Genomic DNA, 15,094 nt, shown 5'->3' on the forward strand with positions numbered 1-15,094 from the left:
GAGGGGACATGCAGCAGACACCAGCCTATCAATCGCCCCCCTGCCCGCGCAGGTGGATGTGCTGGTGATCGGCTCCGGCGCCGCCGGGCTCGCCGCCGCCATCACCGCCGCTTCGCGCAGGCTGCGGGTGCTGGTCGCGGAAAAGGCGCCGCAATTCGGCGGCACCACGGCCTATTCCGGCGGCTGGCTCTGGGTGCCGCATAATCACGCCGTCCGCGCCGACGGGTTTGAGGAGCCCGAGGACGCGCCCCGGATGTATCTGCGCGCGGTGCTGGGCAACCAGTATGACGACCGCAAGATCGACGCCTATCTTCACGCCGCACCGCGTATGGCGGCATTTTTCGCCGGCCAGACCGCGGTGAAATTCCTGCCCGGCAGTTCGGTGCCGGATTTTCACGGCCATTTGCCCGGCGCCGTGAAGGGCGGGCGCTCCATGGTCGCCGCCCCTTATGATGGCCGCGAGCTGGGGCCGCTTTTGCCCCGGCTGCGTCAGCCGATACCGGAAACCACGCTGTGCGGCATGGGCATCGCCGCCGGCGCGGATCTCTATCATTTCCTGCACGCCACCCGAACATTCGCCTCCTTCCTGCATGTGGCCCGGCGCTTCGGCCGGCATCTGGCGCAGCGCCTGCGTCATGGGCGCGGCATGCAGCTGGTCAACGGCAACGCCCTGGCGGCGCGGCTGCTGCGCTCGGCGGCGGATCTGAATATCGGCCTGCATGAAAATCTCGAAGCAAAGCGGCTGATCATCGAACAGGGCCGGGTCGCGGGCGCGCTCTTCAACGCCCCGCACGGCCCCTGCGCCATTCGCGCCCGCCGGGCGGTGATTCTCGCCACCGGTGGCTTTCCGCATGATGCGCTGCGCCAGCAAACATTGTTCGCCCATGTCCGCGCCGGCACCCCGCACGCCTCGGCGGCGCCGATGGAGAATAACGGCGCGGGCTTGCGGCTGGGCGAGCAGGCGGGCGGGCAGGTCCGCGCGGATCTGGTGGATGCCGCCGCCTGGGCGCCGGTCTCCCTGCCGCCGCGGCGCGATGGCAGCGTCGGCCGGTATCCGCATCTGATCGACCGCGCCAAGCCCGGCCTCATCGCCGTCACCGCCGATGGAAGGCGCTTCGTCAACGAGGCCGGGCCCTATCATGATTTCATGCGCGCCCTGTTCGCCGCCACCCCGACCGGCCGGAGCGTGGCGGCCTGGCTGATCTGCGATTTCCGGTTTCTCCATCGCTACGGGCTGGGCGCGGTGAAACCGTTTCCGGTGCCAAAAGGCTTTTATCTGCGCACCGGTTATCTCAAGCGCGGCAACAGCCTCGCCGCCCTCGCCGCCGCCTGCGGCATCGATGCGGCCGCCCTGGCGGACAGCGTCGCCACCCATAACGCGGATGCCGCCAGCGGTGAGGACCGTGCCTTCGGCCGTGGCGGCACGCCGTTCCAGCGCGCCGGCGGAGATGCGCGGATCAGCCCCAACCCCTGCCTCGCCCCCATCGCCACACCGCCTTTCTATGCGGTGAAAATCGTCCCCGGCAGTCTGGGCACCTTCGCCGGGCTGAACACGGACGAGCATGCCCGGGTGCTGGATGCGGCCGGCCAGCCGGTCCCCGGCCTGTTCGCGGTCGGCAACGACATGGCGAGCATCATGGGCGGGCATTACCCCAGCGGCGGCATCACCCTCGGCCCGGCAATGACCTTCGGCTGGCTCGCCGCGCATTTCATCGCCGATCATCAGGAAAGTTAGACCATGAGCAAACGCTACGAACTCGCCACCCTGTCTCTGCAGATGGGCAGCGCCACGAACGCCCTGCCCGGGGTGGAGGCCTATGTGCGGGAGGGTGAAGGCCGCCTGCTCGGCGCCTGGCTCGCCGAGGTCGGCGCCCTCAACCGGCTGGTGCTGCTGCGCGAATTCGAAAATGACGCGGAGATGCTGCGCGAACGCCAGCGCGGCCTGGCCGCCAGCAACCCGTTCGGCGCGGCGTCCTGGCTCACCCGGCTGGAGATGGAGAGCTACGCCCCCTTCCCAAACATGCCCGCCCCCGCGCCCGGCGCCTTCGGGCGATCTATGAAATCCGCAGCTATGTTCTGAAACCCGGCGGTCTGCTGCCGACCTTCGAGGGCTGGGCGGAAAAACTGCCGGGGCGCACCGCCCTCTCCCCGCTCACCATCGCGCTCTACGGGCTGGATGGCACGCCGCGCATCACCCATATCTGGCCCTACGCGGATGCCAATGCCCGCTTCGCCAGGCGGGCTGAATCGGTCGCCACCGGGGTCTGGCCGCCGCGCAGCGCGGTCTGGCTGACGCCGGAGATGCAGGCCGGCCTCTACGTGCCCACCGCCATCTCACCGCTGCGCTGAGCCTCCCGGCCGAAGGAAACTCCAGAATGAACACTCTCTCTTTGCTCAGCGGCGCCAGCGCGGTCATCGGCATCGTCGGCGACCCGATCGCCCAAGTGAAATCCCCCGCCGGGATGACGGCCGGGCTGATGGCGCGCGGGCTGAATGCCGTCGTCGTACCCTTCCATGTCACCCCGGAGGATCTCACCGGCTTCGTCGCCGGCATCTCGGCGGCCAGAAACCTCACCGGCCTCATCGTCACCGTGCCGCATAAATTCGCCTTCTATACACTGTGCGCCAGCACCTCCGCGCGGTCGCTTCTGCTGCGCACGGTGAATGTGCTGCGCCGGCGCCCGGATGGCGGCTGGCACGGCGATATTTTCGATGGCGAGGGGTTTGTCGCCTCGCTCATCGCCGGCGGCGGCGCGCCGGCGGGCAAGCGCGTGCTGCTGGTGGGCGCCGGCGGGGCGGGCAGCGCCATCGCGCTGGCGCTGCTGGAGGCCGGGGTCGCGGCACTGGCGGTGCATGACGATAACCCCGCCCGGCGCGCGGCGCTGCTCAGCCTGCTCGCCCCCGCCGCCAATGGCCGCACCTGCCCCGGCAGCGCCGACCCCACCGGGTTCGACATCGTCGTCAACGCCACCCCCGCCGGCATGCGCGCCGATGACCCGCTGCCGGTGGACATCACCCGCCTCTCCCCGGCGATGGTCGCGGCCGACGTGATCACCGCTCCGGAGGAAACCCCCTTCCTGCAAGCCGCCCGCGCGCAAGGCTGCCGCACCCGCACCGGGGTGGAGATGTTCAACGGCGTGTGCGCGCTGATGCTGGATTTCTACACGCCGCCCGGCCACCAAAACCGGGAGGCCTGAGATGCGCCGCTACGCCCTCGCCCATCTCACCCTGCTGGAGCTGGACCCGCCCGCGCTGGTGGAAACCGCCGCCGCCGCCGGCTACAGCCATGCCGGCTTGCGGCTGCGCCCCGCCGCACCCGGCGGCCTGTTCTATGATCTCGCCGCCAGCCCGGCGCTGCTGCGCGAGACACAGGCGCGCCTGCGGGCGACCGGCCTTGAGATCTTCGATGTCGAGATCATTCGCCTCGGCCCGGATTTCCAGATCGAGCCGGCTTTGCCATTTCTGGACGCCGCCGCCGCGCTGGGCGCGCGCGCCGTGCTGCTGGCGGGGACGATCCCGACCCTTCCCGCCTCGCCGCCAGCTATGCCGCGCTTTGCGCCGCCGCCGCCGCGCGCCGCCTCACCGCCGATCTCGAGTTCATGCCCTGGACCGCGGTGCCGGACATCGCCGCCGCGCGCCGGCTGGTGGAGCAAGCCGGCCAGCCAGCCAATGCCGGCATTCTGGTGGATGCGCTGCATTACGCCCGCAGCCCCGGCGGCCCGGCCGCCGTGGCGGCAATCCCGCGCGGGCTGCTGCATTACGCCCAGATCTGCGATGCCCCGGCCGAAATCCCCGCCACGGTCGAGGGCCTCATCCACACCGCCCGGCAGGAGCGTCTGCTCCCCGGCACTGGCGGCATCGACATAACCGGCATGCTCCGCGCCCTGCCGGCCGATCTGCCGCTGAGTGTCGAGATGCCCAATATCCGCCTCGCCCCGGCGCGCGGGCCGCTGAACTGGGCGAAGGATTGCCTGGCCGCCTCGAAGAAACTGGCGGAGGAGGCTTTCGCATGAAATCCGCCTACGATGTCATCGTGCTGGGCGCCGGCGCCGCCGGCATGGCCGCCTGCCTGTTCGCCCGGCTCAATGGCCTCTCCGCCCTGCTGGTGGAGCGCACCGCGCATCTCGGCGGCACCAGCGCCTTTTCCGCCGCCACCATCTGGGTGCCGGGCTCGCCGCTCGCCGCCAGCGTCGGCGCGCCGCCGGACGATATCGACCAGGCCAGGAGATTCCTGAACGAGACGGTCGGCACCCATGCCAGCGCGGCGATGCGCGAGGCCTTTCTGCGCTGGGGCCGCAAGCCATCGCCAGGCTGCAGAACGAGACTCAGGTGCAATTGCGCGCCCGGCCGCTGCACCCTGATTATATCCAGGACGCGCCAGGGGCGAGCCTGCGCGGCCGCGCCCTGGAGCCGCTGCCCTTCGATGGGCGCGCCCTCGGCAAGCGCCTGGCGCTGATCCGCCCGCCCATCCCGGAATTCACCATTCTCGGCGGGCTGATGATCGACCGCGACGACATCGCGCATCTGCTGAAGATGACGAAAAACCCGGAGAGCTTCCTCTACGCCGCCAAACTCATTGGCCGCTACGGCATAGACCGCCTCACCCATAAGCGCGGCACCCGGCTGGTGATGGGCAACGCGCTGATCGGCCGGCTGCTGGCCGCGCTGGACGCGGCGGGGGCGGAGATCGTCACCCAGGCCGAGACCGAGGCGCTGCTCACCGAAAACGGCCGCGTCACCGGCATCAAACTGCGCCAGAACGGCCGCATATACGACATCACGGCAAGGCGCGGCGTGGTGATGGCGAGCGGCGGCTTCAACCGCCACCCCACCCGCCGGGCGGAGATGCTGCCCCAGCCGACCGCCGCTTATTCCCCTGGCGCCCCCGGCCATACCGGCCGCATCCACGACATGGCGCTGGCGCTGGGCGCGCATTATGGCGAGGGCGCGCTGGACAATGCCTTCTGGGCCCCGGTTTCCACCCGCCGCCGCGCGGATGGCAGCCTCGCCGTCTTTCCGCATTTCGTGCTCGATCGCGGCAAGCCCGGCACCATCGTGGTGAACGCGGCGGGGCGGCGCTTTGTCAACGAAGCCACCTCCTACCATCTCTTCACCCGCGCCATGTATGCGGCGCATCGGCACAGCCCCAGCATCCCGGCCTTCCTGATCGCGGATGCCACCGCCTTGCGCAAATACGGGCTGGGCATGGTGCGCCCCGGCGGGCGCGGGTTGAAGCCGTTTCTGGCGGATGGCTATCTGGTCGAAGCCCCCAGCCTCGCCGCCCTCGCCGGCAGGCTCGGCATCGACGCGCAAGGGCTGCAAACCAGCGTCGCCCGGATGAATGACTATGCCGCGAGCGGGGTGGACGCGGAATTCGGCCGCGGCACCAGCGCCTATCACCGCGTCAATGGCGACCCCGCGCACGGCCCCAACCCCAATCTCGGCCGCATCGCCACCGCGCCCTTCTATGCGGTGCGGCTGCTGCCCGGCGATATCGGCGCCGCCACCGGGCTGGTCACCAATGAATATGCCCAGGTGATGCGCAAGGACGGCACGCCCCTGCCCGGCCTGTACGCGGTGGGTAACGACATGCAGTCGGTCATGGGCGGCGTCTATCCAGGGCCGGGCATCACCATCGGGCCGGGCCTCGCCTTCGCCTACGCCGCCGCCACCCATCTCACCGGCGCGCTGTAGCAGGCTGCCGCAAAGCCTCTCAGCCCGGCGCCGCCTCCTGGCCCAGCCGCCAGGTACCGCCGAAATAGGCGGAGCCGAGGCTGGCCGCCGAAAGCTCCGCCGCCGCCGCCAGCAGGTCCGGCGCCAGCTGCCGCAGCCGCTCCTCCGGCAGACGCAGGGACGGGCCGGCGATGCTCAGCACGCCGATGGTGCGCGTCCCCTCCCGGGTCCGCACCGGGGTGGAAATCGCCGACAGGCCCGGGGCGGAGCTTTCCACCACCAGCGCATAGCCATCGCGCCGCGCCACCTGCAGACGCTGCAGCAGCGCCTGCACCGTCATCACCGCGTTCACCCCGAGCTGCCGCGGATCGCCGAAGCCCTGCAGGCTGACCAGCCGCACCGCCTCCTCGTCGGACATGGTGGACAGCCAGGCATGGCCGGAGGAGGTGGAGGCGAGATGCGCCTGCGCCCCCGCATCAGGGTCGTAGCGAAAGCCGGTGCGCGCCCCTTGCGCCCGCGCCACCCAGGTCAGCCGCTCATCGCTGACGATGGAGAGCCGCACCAGCTCCTCCGCCTTCGCCGCCAGCGCCTCCAGGATCGGCTGGGCGATATCCAGAATCCCGTTCAGCGACAGGAAAACCTGCCCCATCGCGGAAATCTTCAGCGTCAGCCGGTAGATTTCCGAAACCGGATCCTGCTCGACATAGCCGAGCCGGGCCAGATCGGCGAGCAGCCGGTGGGTGGCGCTGCGCGGCATGTCCAGCCGCTCGGCGATGACGTAAAGCTGCAGCCCCCCCGGGCTGTGGGCGAGACATTCCAGAATATTCAGGGCACGGTCGAGCACGGCGGACATGGCCCGCTCCTTTCCAAATTTAAGCCCGGCTGGCAATCGCAAGCGCCGACGGACAGCCGCAAATCCTGATCTTCATTCTATCATAAAACCAAGTTCCGATATGCCACTTGGCCGCAGAACCGCCAGACCCAGCGGCTTGAACCCTCAGTTTTTTCCCTTGCTGACATGCGCCCCCACCCCGCGCGGCAGGGAGAGGCAATCCAGCACCCCGAGCAGCGCCAGCAGCGCCACCACCAGGAAGGCGATGCGGAACGGCCAGGCCGGGGCCGCCGGCGCCAGCGCCTCGCCCAGCCGCCAGGCGATGCCCCCACCGCCACGCCAAGGCCCATCGCCAGCTGCGCGGCGGTGGAAAACAGCGTATTCGCCCCGGCCATCCGCGCCTGGGGCACATCCGCGAAGGCGATGGTGTTCAACGCCGTGAACTGCATCGAACGCGTCGCCCCGCCCAGAAACAGAATCGCGCAGATCACCGGCAGCGGCATGAACCGCCCCAGCCCGGCGCAACAGGCCAGGGCCAGCGCGTTGAGCAGCCCGTTGAAGATCAGCACATTGCGAAACCCGAAGCGCCGCAGGATCGGCGTCGTCGCCGGTTTGATCAGCAGATTGCCCGCGAATACCGCCATCAGCAGGGTGCCGGCGGTGAACGCGTCATAGCCCAGCCCGATCTGGAACATCACCGGCAGCAGGAAGGGCACCGCGCCCACGCTCATCCGGAACAGGCTGCCGCCGAGAATGGTCACCGCGAAGCTTTTTACCCGCAGCACGGACAGATCCAGCAAGGGGGCGGCATGGTTGCGCATATGCAGCAGGGCGGCGGCCAGCAGCACGCCCCCGGCGAACCCCAAGGCCGCCACCTCCCGCCAGGGGATCCGCGCGCGGCTGAACAATTCCGCCATCGTCAGCAGGCAGACCAGCGCCAGCCCGGACAGCAGAAAGCCCCGCCTGTCGAACCGCGCCGGATGCGGCCCGCGCGTATCCGGCACCAGCCACCAGACCAGCCCGAACGCCACCGCCCCAGCGGCAAATTGAGGTAGAAGATCCAGCGCCAGCCGCCATGGTCCACCAGCAGCCCGCCCAGCGGCGGCCCCAGCACCGGCGCCACCAAGGCCGGCCAGACCAGCCAGGCGAAAATATCGATCAGCCGCGCCTTCGGCGTCACCCGCAGCACCACCAGCCGCCCCACCGGCGTCATCATCGCCCCGCCAACGCCTTGCAGGATGCGCAACAGCACGAATTCATCCAGCCCGCGCGCCAGCCCGCAGAGCAGCGAGGCCAGGGTGAACAGCGCGATCGCCAGCCCGAACACCCGGCGCGCGCCGAAGCGCTCCGCCATCCAGCCGCTGATCGGCATGAAAATGCCAAGTGTCAGCATATAGGCGCTGACGCCGCTATTCAGATCCACCGGCCGCACCGCGAAGCTGCGCGCCATTTGCGGCACCGCCGGGGTGATCGCGGTGGCGTCCAGATTTTCCATGAAATTCGTCCCGGCCACCAGCAGAGCCAGGATGGTGATCCGCGGCGGCGGCTCGGCCTGCATCTTTACCCCTACCGAAACGCCACCCGCCCCAGATGCGCCGCCGCCGCCTGCAATTCCGGCAAGGCGGTGTGCAGCAGCCAGCCCTGGTCACGATGCGCGGATTGGGTGGCGAGGTTGAGGGCCGCCAGCGCCTGCCCGTCCGGCCCGCGCACCGGCACGGCGATGGAGCGCAGCCCCGGCTCCAGCTCGCCATCCGTCATCGCCCAGCCCTGGTCGCGCACCCGCGCCAGCTCCGCCTGCAGCGCCTGCGTGTTGGTCAGGGTCTTGGCCGTGCGCGCGGCCAGCTCCGCCCCGCCAGATAGGCCCGCAGCGCGTCCGGCGTGAGGGCAGCCAGTAAAACCCGCCCGTTGGAGGTGCAATAGCTCGGCAACATGCTGCCGATCAGCAGCGGCACCGAGATGATGCGCATCGTCTCCGCCCGGCACACATACAGCACCGCGCGGTGCCGGCTGCGCGTATCGAACATCGCCAGCGAGCTGGATTCCCCCAGCCGGTCGCGCAGCGCCTCCACCACCGGCTGGCCGGCCCGCGCCAGGCTGTCGCCCAGCAGAAAGGCCCGGCCCAGCGGCAGCACGCCGGGGCAGAGCCGGTAGCTCGTCCCCTCCGCCGCCACATAGCCGAGCCGCTCCAGCGTAAACAGGCAGCGCCCCACCGCCGAGCGCGGCAGCCCGGTCAGCTTCGCCGCCTGGGTGACGCTCAACCCCTCCTGCCCCTCGAACGCCGCCAACACCTCCAGCCCGCGCGCCAGCGAGGTCATGAAGCGCGGATCGAGCGCCTCTGCTTTTTCCTTGACTTCCTCAGCCATTGGCGCGATATCTCCGATTAACGAACAGTTTAACCGATAATCGGTTATTCCGGGATTGGACGCAAGAGGAAATATGCAAAAAATCTACGCGAGTCCTGAAGCCGCCCTCAAGGGCGTGTTGTTTGACGGGATGACGATCATGTCCGGCGGCTTCGGCCTCTCCGGCAACCCCGAAAGCCTGATCCCGGCGATCCGGGATGCCGGGGTGAAAAACCTCACGGTGATTTCGAATAATTGCGGCGCCGACGGGTTCGGCCTCTGGATGCTGCTCAACAACAAGCAGATCAAGAAGATGATCTCCTCTTACGTTGGCGAGAACAAGCTGTTCGAGCAGCTCTACCTCTCCGGCGAGCTGGAGCTGGAGCTGAACCCGCAAGGCACGCTGGCCGAGCGCATCCGCGCCGGCGGGGCGGGCATTCCGGCCTTCTATACCCGCACCGGGGTCGGCACCGTGGTCGCGCAGGGCAAGCCGGTCGAGGAATTCGATGGCATCGCCTATGTGCGCGAGACCTGGCTGAAAGCCGACCTCGCCATCGTCAAAGCCTGGAAGGCGGATGAGGCGGGCAATCTGGTCTATCGCAAGACCGCGCGCAATTTCAATCCGAACATGGCCACGGCGGGCAAGATCACCATTGCCGAGGTCGAGGAGATCGTCCCGGTTGGCAGTCTCGACCCGGAAAATATCCACACGCCCGGAATCTATGTGGACCGCATCATCAAGAGCACGATCAATGAAAAGCGCATCGAGAAACTGACCGAGCGCAAGAGGGAGACCGCCTGACATGCCCTGGACCCGTGAACAGATGGCGGCCCGCGCCGCGCGTGAATTGCAGGATGGTTTCTACGTCAATCTCGGCATCGGCATCCCGACCCTGGTGGCAAACTACATCCCCGAGGGCGTGAACGTGACGCTGCAGAGCGAGAACGGCCTGCTCGGCATCGGCCCCTTCCCCTATGAGGGCGAGGCCGACCCGGATCTGATCAATGCCGGCAAGCAGACCGTCACCACATTGCCCAGCTCCAGCTTCTTCTCCTCCGCCGACAGTTTCGCGATGATCCGCGGCGGCCATATCGACATGGCGGTACTGGGAGCCATGGAAGTGTCCGACAAAGGCGACATCGCCAACTGGACCATTCCCGGCAAGATGGTGAAGGGCATGGGCGGGGCGATGGATCTGGTCGCCGGGGTCAAGCGCGTCGTCGTGGTGATGGACCATAACGCCAAGGATGGCTCGCCGAAGATCAAGGAAAAATGCGACCTGCCGCTGACCGGCACCGGGGTGGTGGATCTCATCGTCACCGATATCTGCGTGCTGGCCTGCGACAAGATCAATGGTGGGCTGACGCTGGTGGAGCTGGCGGCGGGCATCACCGCCGAAGAGGTGCAGGCCCGCACCGCCGCGCCGGTGAAGGTGGCGGCATGAGCGAGGCTTTCATCTGCGACGCCATCCGCACCCCGATCGGCAAATTCGGCGGCGGGCTGGCCACCACCCGCACGGACGATCTCGCCGCCATCCCCATCGCCGCGCTGATCGCCCGCAACCCCCAGCTCGATGTCGAGGCGATCGACGAGGTGATCTTCGGCTGCGCCAACCAGGCCGGCGAGGATAACCGCGATGTCGCCCGCATGGCCGCCCTGCTCGCCGGGCTGCCGGTAAGCATTCCCGGCACCACCATGAACCGGCTCTGCGCCTCCGGCGCGGATGCGGTCGGCACCGCCGCGCGCGCCATCATCACCGGGCAGATCGATCTCGCTTTCGCCGGCGGGGTGGAGAGCATGAGCCGCGCCCCTTACGTGATGGCGAAATCCGCCACCCCGTTCTCCCGCGACATGAAAATCGAGGACACGGTGGTCGGCTGGCGGCTGGTCAACCCGAAAATGCACCAGATGTACGGCACCGCCTCGATGCCCGAGACCGGCGAGAACGTCGCCCAGCGCTTTGGCGTCACCCGCGCGGAGCAGGATGAATTCGCCCTGCGCTCGCAGCAGCGCGCCGCCGCCGCGCAAGCCAGCGGCTATCTCGCCGCCGAGATCACCCCGGTGATCGTGAAAAGCAAAAAAGGCGAGGTCAGCATCAGCGTCGATGAGCATCCCCGCGCCGAGACCACGCTGGAGGGGCTGGCGAAGCTGAAGCCGATCGTCCGCGCCGATGGCACCGTCACCGCCGGCAATGCCTCGGGCGTGAATGACGGCGCCGCGGCGATGATCATCGCCTCCGAAGCGGCCGCGAGACAACACGGCCTCACCCCCGCGCGCGCATCCTCGGCATGGCGACGGCCGGGTGGAGCCTGATGTGATGGGCATCGGCCCGGTGCCGGCCAGCCGCAAGCTGATGGCGAAACTCGGGCTGACCATCAATGATTTCGATCTGATCGAATTCAACGAGGCCTTCGCCTCGCAGGTCATCGCCTCGCTGCGTCAGCTCGGCGTCAACCCGGCGGCGGAGCATCTCAACCCGCATGGCGGCGGCATCGCGCTGGGCCATCCGCTCGGCTGCTCGGGCGCGCGCCTGGCGATGACGGCGGTGCATGGCATGGAGGTGCGCGGTGCCAAGCGCGCGTTGGTCACCATGTGCATCGGCGTCGGCCAGGGGCTGGCCTTGGCGCTGGAGCGGGTCTGATCACCCCAGCGCCGCCACCGCTTCGCGGACGGATTGGGCGAAAAGCTGGGCCGGCAAGGAGGGCTGCACATCCGTGCGGGTGGTCAGCCCCACCGGCCCCAGCGTCGCGCTGGTATCCGCCGGCAACCTTGCCAGAAACCCATGCGCCAGCTCCTCCGCCACCACCCCTCGGAGATGATCCACACCGCATCCGAGGCGCGCACATAGGCGCGGGCGAAATTGTCGGAGATGGTCTCGATCTCCCCGGCGAACGGCCCCAGCGCATGTGCGGTGAGATAACGCTGCGCGGTCGGGCGGATGATCGAGCCGGGCGGGGGCATCAAAAGCTGGTAATTGGCAATCGCCGCCAAATCGAAGCGCTGCGATTTCAGCAGCGGATGCGCCGGCCGCACCACCAGCGCGATGGCCTCCTCATACAGATGCTCAAAGGCAAAGCCGCGCATCATCTCCGGCTCCGCCATCCGCCCGATCACCAGATCCACCTCCCCCAGCCGCAGCTGGGAGAGCAGATAGCCGTTCGGCCCGGTGACAATGCGCGGCTTCAACCCCAGACCCTGCGCCATGAACCGCGCCGCCGCGCGCGGCAGGATACGCGCCGAGACGGTGGGCAGCGCGCCGATGGAGAACGCCGCCGCCTGATCGTCACGGGCCTGCGCCATCGAGCGCATGCCTTGCTTCAGCGCCGTCAGGCTGGCGCCGGCATAGCGTTGGAACACCTCGCCAAAGCTGGTCAGGCTCAGCTTGCGGCCGGCGCGGTCGAAAAGTTTGACCTGCAATATCTCTTCCAGCTCGGCGATGGTCTTGGACAAGGCCGGCTGGGTCAGCCCCAGCGCCGAAGCCGCCTGGACCACGCTGCCCGTACGCACCACTTCCAGAAACACGCTAAGGTGACGCAGCTTGATGCGGGGGTCGAGCCCTTCGCCACGCAGATTTGGCATATAACCCCCAGGTTATGGTTTATGTGAAATATCTCATTTTACATGAAACTCTGAAAGTATTTTAGTCAATCGCAACGGGGCCACGCGCCCAGGAGGAAACGAAACATGGCATTCACCCAGCTGAATAATGTGCGGCTGCATTGGCGCGAGGCCGGACCGGCCGACGCCCCGGCGATCATTTTCGCCAACTCGCTCGGCACGGATTGCCGGCTTTGGGACGAAATCGCCCATGCCCTCTCTGACCGCTACCGGGTGGTACTGTATGACAAGCGCGGCCACGGCCTCTCGGAAAACGCCCCCGGCCCCTACAGCATTGCGATGCTGGCGGATGACGCGCTGGCGCTGGCGGATCATCTCGGGCTGGCGCGCTTCGCCTTTGTCGGGCTCTCCATCGGCGGCTTGATCGCCCAGCAGATCGCGCTGAAGGCGCCGGAGCGCCTTACCGCCCTGGTCATCTGTGATAGCGCTGCGAAAATCGGCGATGATGCGAGCTGGAATGCCCGCATCAAGGCGGTGACGGAAAACGGCCTGGCCAGCATCGCCGGGCCGGTGATGGAGCGCTGGTTTACCCCCGCCTTCCATGCCGAAAGGCAAGTGGAGCTGCAGGGCTGGATCCAGATGCTGTGCGGCACGCCGAATGACGGCTACGCCGCCGCCTGCGCGGCGCTGCGCGCGGCGGATCTGACCGACAAAATCGCCGCCATCCGCCCCCCGACCCTCGTGGTCTGCGGTGATGGCGACCAATCCACCCCGCCCGCTTTGGTGCAGGCGACGGCGGCGCGCATTCCCGGCGCGCGCTTCGAGCTGATTGAACATTGCAGCCATATCCCCCCGCCGAACAGCCCGCCGCGCTGCTGGCGTTGCTGGCGCGGCATTTCGAGGAGCATTTGAATGCCTGACCCCTCCCCCCGCTACACCCAGGGGATGAAGACGCGCCGCAAGGTGCTGAGCGACAAATATGTGGATGTGGCGGTGGCCAACACCACGCCCTTCAATGCGGATTTCCAGGAGCTGATCACCGAGGCCGCCTGGGGCAATGTCTGGTCGCGCGGCACCATTCCCCTGCGCGAACGCTCGATGCTCACCATCGCGCTGCTGGCGGCCCTTGGCCATCATGACGAGGTGGCGATGCATGTGCGCGCCACCGCCAATACCGGGGCCAGCATGGACGACATCAAGGAGGCGCTGCTGCACGTCGCCATCTATGCCGGCGTGCCCGCCGCCAACCACGCATTCAAGATCGCCGCCCAGGCCTATGCCGAAATGGCGGCGCCAAAGGAGGACAGAAATGCGTAACGCCCCCGCGCCAAACCATAATGGCGGCTTCTACCAGCGCGACCGCGCCTGGCACCCGCCCGCCTTCACGCCGAACTACAAGACCTCGGTGCTGCGCAGCCCGAAACACGCGCTGCTCTCGCTCAACAACACGCTCTCGGAAATGACCGGGCCGGTCTTCGGCCATGCCATGCTGGGCGAGCTGGATAACGACCTGATCCGCAATTACGCCACCACCGGCGATGCGATCGGCCCGCGCATCATCGTGCATGGTCGGGTGCTGGACGAGGATGGCAGGCCGGTGCCGGGCGCACTGCTGGAATATTGGCAGGCCAATGCCGGCGGGCGCTACCGGCACAAGAAGGAGAGCTATCTCGCCGCCATCGACCCGAATTTCGGCGGCTGCGGGCGCTCGATCACGGATGAGGAAGGCCGCTACTGGTTCCGCACCATCAAGCCCGGCGCCTATCCCTGGCCGAACGGGGTGAATGACTGGCGCCCGGCGCATATCCATTTCTCGATCTTCGGCCATGCCTTCGCGCAGCGCCTGATCACCCAGATGTATTTCGAGGGCGACCCGATGATCTGGCAATGCCCGATCGTCATGGGCATCCCCGATAAGGCGGCGGTGGCGCAGCTGGTGGCGGCGCTGGACCGCGAAGCGACCATCCCGATGGACACGCTGGCCTATAAATTCGACATCGTGCTGCGCGGCCGCCGCTCGACGATGTTCGAAAACCGCATGGAAGGAAACTGAGCCATGGTGCAATCGCTGAGCCGGCTGAAAGAAAGCCCGTCCCAGACCGCCGGACCCTATGTGCATATCGGCACCACACCGAATTTCATCGGCATCAACCATGTCTACGCGCAGGATCTGGGCCTGGCCCCCTGCCCGGCCGCGGCCAATGGGCAGCGCATCATCATCACCGGCCAGGTCTTCGATGGCTCCGGGGCGGTGCTGAGGGATGCGCTGCTGGAGCTCTGGCAGGCGGATGCGGACGGGCTCTATCCCAGCCGGGGTGAGCATCGCGGCGCGGCGGACCCCAATTTCCCCGGCTGGTTCCGCCAGCCCGTGGATGGCGTCTCCGGCATTTACCGGTTCGAGACGATCAAGCCCGGCGCCGTGCCCTTCATCGATGGGCGGAAGATGGCGCCGCATGTGACACTCTGGATCGTCGCGCGCGGCATCAATATCGGACTGCATACACGGATGTATTTCCCGGATGAGGCGGCGGCGAACGAGGCCGACCCGATCTTTACCCGCTTCGAGCTGAGGGCGCGGCTGGCGACGCTGGTGGCGGCGCGGGATGGTGAGGAGGATGGCGTGCCGGTCTATCGCTTCGACATCCATTTGCAGGGCGACAAAGAAACGATTTTCTTCGATATCTGACC

17 protein-coding genes and 2 pseudogenes are annotated in these 15,094 nt (G+C 67.9%); 15 read left to right on the top strand and 4 right to left on the bottom strand.

The window, feature by feature from the left end; genetic code table 11:
- The first annotated feature begins 64 nt into the window (after positions 1 to 64).
- The 7 genes from GT370_RS14895 (at position 65) to GT370_RS14920 (ending at position 5,694) form a co-directional block, all read left to right on the top strand.
- The gene (locus GT370_RS14895) at positions 65 to 1,735 is read left to right on the top strand and encodes an FAD-dependent oxidoreductase (protein ID WP_270183313.1); all 1,671 of its coding nucleotides are present in this window, start codon (positions 65 to 67) and stop codon (positions 1,733 to 1,735) included.
- A 3-nt stretch (positions 1,736 to 1,738) separates the two neighbouring features.
- On the top strand, positions 1,739 to 2,080 hold the full coding sequence (locus GT370_RS14900; protein ID WP_270183314.1) for an NIPSNAP family protein: 342 nt from the start codon (positions 1,739 to 1,741) through the stop codon (positions 2,078 to 2,080).
- A 14-nt stretch (positions 2,081 to 2,094) separates the two neighbouring features.
- Complete coding sequence (locus GT370_RS21605) at positions 2,095 to 2,349, top strand: NIPSNAP family protein (RefSeq protein ID WP_442865545.1); 255 nt, start codon at positions 2,095 to 2,097, stop codon at positions 2,347 to 2,349.
- A gap of 26 nt (positions 2,350 to 2,375) precedes the next feature.
- Positions 2,376 to 3,197: a shikimate dehydrogenase family protein gene (locus GT370_RS14905; protein ID WP_270183315.1), complete on the top strand. Its 822-nt coding sequence runs from the start codon at positions 2,376 to 2,378 to the stop codon at positions 3,195 to 3,197.
- A 261-nt stretch (positions 3,198 to 3,458) separates the two neighbouring features.
- On the top strand, positions 3,459 to 4,013 hold the full coding sequence (locus GT370_RS14910; RefSeq protein ID WP_270184411.1) for a sugar phosphate isomerase/epimerase family protein: 555 nt from the start codon (positions 3,459 to 3,461) through the stop codon (positions 4,011 to 4,013).
- Positions 4,010 to 4,456: an FAD-dependent oxidoreductase gene (locus tag GT370_RS14915; RefSeq protein ID WP_270183316.1), complete on the top strand. Its 447-nt coding sequence runs from the start codon at positions 4,010 to 4,012 to the stop codon at positions 4,454 to 4,456. The genes GT370_RS14910 and GT370_RS14915 overlap by 4 nt, the downstream gene beginning before the upstream one ends.
- Positions 4,414 to 5,694: an FAD-binding protein gene (locus GT370_RS14920; protein ID WP_333490090.1), complete on the top strand. Its 1,281-nt coding sequence runs from the start codon at positions 4,414 to 4,416 to the stop codon at positions 5,692 to 5,694. Before GT370_RS14915 ends, GT370_RS14920 begins: the two co-directional genes overlap by 43 nt.
- 19 nt (positions 5,695 to 5,713) lie before the next feature.
- On the opposite strand, the gene GT370_RS14925 is transcribed toward GT370_RS14920, so the two are convergent.
- The 3 genes and pseudogenes from GT370_RS14925 to GT370_RS14945 form a co-directional block, all read right to left on the bottom strand.
- A complete protein-coding gene (locus GT370_RS14925; protein WP_008493833.1) occupies positions 5,714 to 6,526 on the bottom strand; it encodes an IclR family transcriptional regulator in 813 nt (270 codons plus the stop codon).
- A gap of 80 nt (positions 6,527 to 6,606) precedes the next feature.
- Positions 6,607 to 8,063 (bottom strand): annotated as a pseudogene (locus GT370_RS14930) (MFS transporter).
- A gap of 8 nt (positions 8,064 to 8,071) precedes the next feature.
- Positions 8,072 to 8,868, bottom strand: a pseudogene (locus GT370_RS14945) (IclR family transcriptional regulator domain-containing protein).
- A 73-nt stretch (positions 8,869 to 8,941) separates the two neighbouring features.
- Between GT370_RS14945 and GT370_RS14950 the strand changes: the two are divergent.
- The 4 genes from GT370_RS14950 to GT370_RS21610 are packed head-to-tail and all read left to right on the top strand — an operon-like array spanning position 8,942 to position 11,489.
- Positions 8,942 to 9,649, top strand: a complete 708-nt coding sequence (locus tag GT370_RS14950; protein WP_008493828.1) for a CoA transferase subunit A — start codon at positions 8,942 to 8,944, stop codon at positions 9,647 to 9,649.
- Position 9,650: 1 nt separating this feature from the next.
- Positions 9,651 to 10,292 (top strand): 3-oxoacid CoA-transferase subunit B, encoded by a 642-nt coding sequence (locus GT370_RS14955; protein WP_008493827.1) that lies wholly within the window; start codon positions 9,651 to 9,653, stop codon positions 10,290 to 10,292.
- Positions 10,289 to 11,161: an acetyl-CoA C-acyltransferase gene (locus GT370_RS14960; RefSeq protein ID WP_442865445.1), complete on the top strand. Its 873-nt coding sequence runs from the start codon at positions 10,289 to 10,291 to the stop codon at positions 11,159 to 11,161. The genes GT370_RS14955 and GT370_RS14960 overlap by 4 nt, the downstream gene beginning before the upstream one ends.
- Positions 11,151 to 11,489 (top strand): hypothetical protein, encoded by a 339-nt coding sequence (locus GT370_RS21610; protein ID WP_442865446.1) that lies wholly within the window; start codon positions 11,151 to 11,153, stop codon positions 11,487 to 11,489. The genes GT370_RS14960 and GT370_RS21610 overlap by 11 nt, the downstream gene beginning before the upstream one ends.
- A gap of 83 nt (positions 11,490 to 11,572) precedes the next feature.
- Here GT370_RS21610 and pcaQ read toward each other — a convergent pair whose 3' ends face one another.
- Positions 11,573 to 12,427, bottom strand: a complete 855-nt coding sequence (gene pcaQ / locus GT370_RS14965; RefSeq protein WP_270183319.1) for a pca operon transcription factor PcaQ — start codon at positions 12,425 to 12,427, stop codon at positions 11,573 to 11,575.
- Between the two features lie 105 nt (positions 12,428 to 12,532).
- On the opposite strand from pcaQ, the gene pcaD reads away from it, so the two are divergent.
- Genes pcaD through pcaG form a run of 4 tightly spaced genes read left to right on the top strand, consistent with a single transcriptional unit; the run spans position 12,533 to position 15,092 of the window.
- The gene (pcaD, locus tag GT370_RS14970) at positions 12,533 to 13,318 is read left to right on the top strand and encodes a 3-oxoadipate enol-lactonase (RefSeq protein ID WP_270183320.1); all 786 of its coding nucleotides are present in this window, start codon (positions 12,533 to 12,535) and stop codon (positions 13,316 to 13,318) included.
- Positions 13,319 to 13,723, top strand: coding sequence for a 4-carboxymuconolactone decarboxylase (gene pcaC / locus GT370_RS14975; protein WP_008493822.1), 405 nt, complete (start codon positions 13,319 to 13,321; stop codon positions 13,721 to 13,723).
- On the top strand, positions 13,716 to 14,459 hold the full coding sequence (gene pcaH, locus GT370_RS14980) for a protocatechuate 3,4-dioxygenase subunit beta (RefSeq protein WP_008493821.1): 744 nt from the start codon (positions 13,716 to 13,718) through the stop codon (positions 14,457 to 14,459). Before pcaC ends, pcaH begins: the two co-directional genes overlap by 8 nt.
- Positions 14,460 to 14,462: 3 nt before the next feature.
- Complete coding sequence (pcaG, locus tag GT370_RS14985) at positions 14,463 to 15,092, top strand: protocatechuate 3,4-dioxygenase subunit alpha (RefSeq protein ID WP_008493820.1); 630 nt, start codon at positions 14,463 to 14,465, stop codon at positions 15,090 to 15,092.
- Positions 15,093 to 15,094 lie beyond the last annotated feature (2 nt).

Origin of the sequence: Acidocella sp. MX-AZ03 (assembly GCF_027626035.1) — a bacterium.
GTDB classification, from domain to species: domain Bacteria; phylum Pseudomonadota; class Alphaproteobacteria; order Acetobacterales; family Acetobacteraceae; genus Acidocella; species Acidocella facilis.

Bases quoted from the DNA above. Each gene is read 5' to 3' on its own strand.
- GT370_RS14900 (WP_270183314.1), top strand. From the start codon at position 1,739: ATGAGCAAACGCTACGAACTCGCCACCCTGTCTCTGCAGATGGGCAGC.
- GT370_RS14905 (WP_270183315.1), top strand. From the start codon at position 2,376: ATGAACACTCTCTCTTTGCTCAGCGGCGCCAGCGCGGTCATCGGCATC.
- GT370_RS14915 (WP_270183316.1), top strand. From the start codon at position 4,010: ATGAAATCCGCCTACGATGTCATCGTGCTGGGCGCCGGCGCCGCCGGC.
- GT370_RS14925 (WP_008493833.1), bottom strand. From the start codon at position 6,526: ATGTCCGCCGTGCTCGACCGTGCCCTGAATATTCTGGAATGTCTCGCC.
- GT370_RS14950 (WP_008493828.1), top strand. From the start codon at position 8,942: ATGCAAAAAATCTACGCGAGTCCTGAAGCCGCCCTCAAGGGCGTGTTG.
- GT370_RS14955 (WP_008493827.1), top strand. From the start codon at position 9,651: ATGCCCTGGACCCGTGAACAGATGGCGGCCCGCGCCGCGCGTGAATTG.
- GT370_RS14960 (WP_442865445.1), top strand. From the start codon at position 10,289: ATGAGCGAGGCTTTCATCTGCGACGCCATCCGCACCCCGATCGGCAAA.
- pcaQ (WP_270183319.1), bottom strand. From the start codon at position 12,427: ATGCCAAATCTGCGTGGCGAAGGGCTCGACCCCCGCATCAAGCTGCGT.
- pcaD (WP_270183320.1), top strand. From the start codon at position 12,533: ATGGCATTCACCCAGCTGAATAATGTGCGGCTGCATTGGCGCGAGGCC.
- pcaC (WP_008493822.1), top strand. From the start codon at position 13,319: ATGCCTGACCCCTCCCCCCGCTACACCCAGGGGATGAAGACGCGCCGC.
- pcaH (WP_008493821.1), top strand. From the start codon at position 13,716: ATGCGTAACGCCCCCGCGCCAAACCATAATGGCGGCTTCTACCAGCGC.
- pcaG (WP_008493820.1), top strand. From the start codon at position 14,463: ATGGTGCAATCGCTGAGCCGGCTGAAAGAAAGCCCGTCCCAGACCGCC.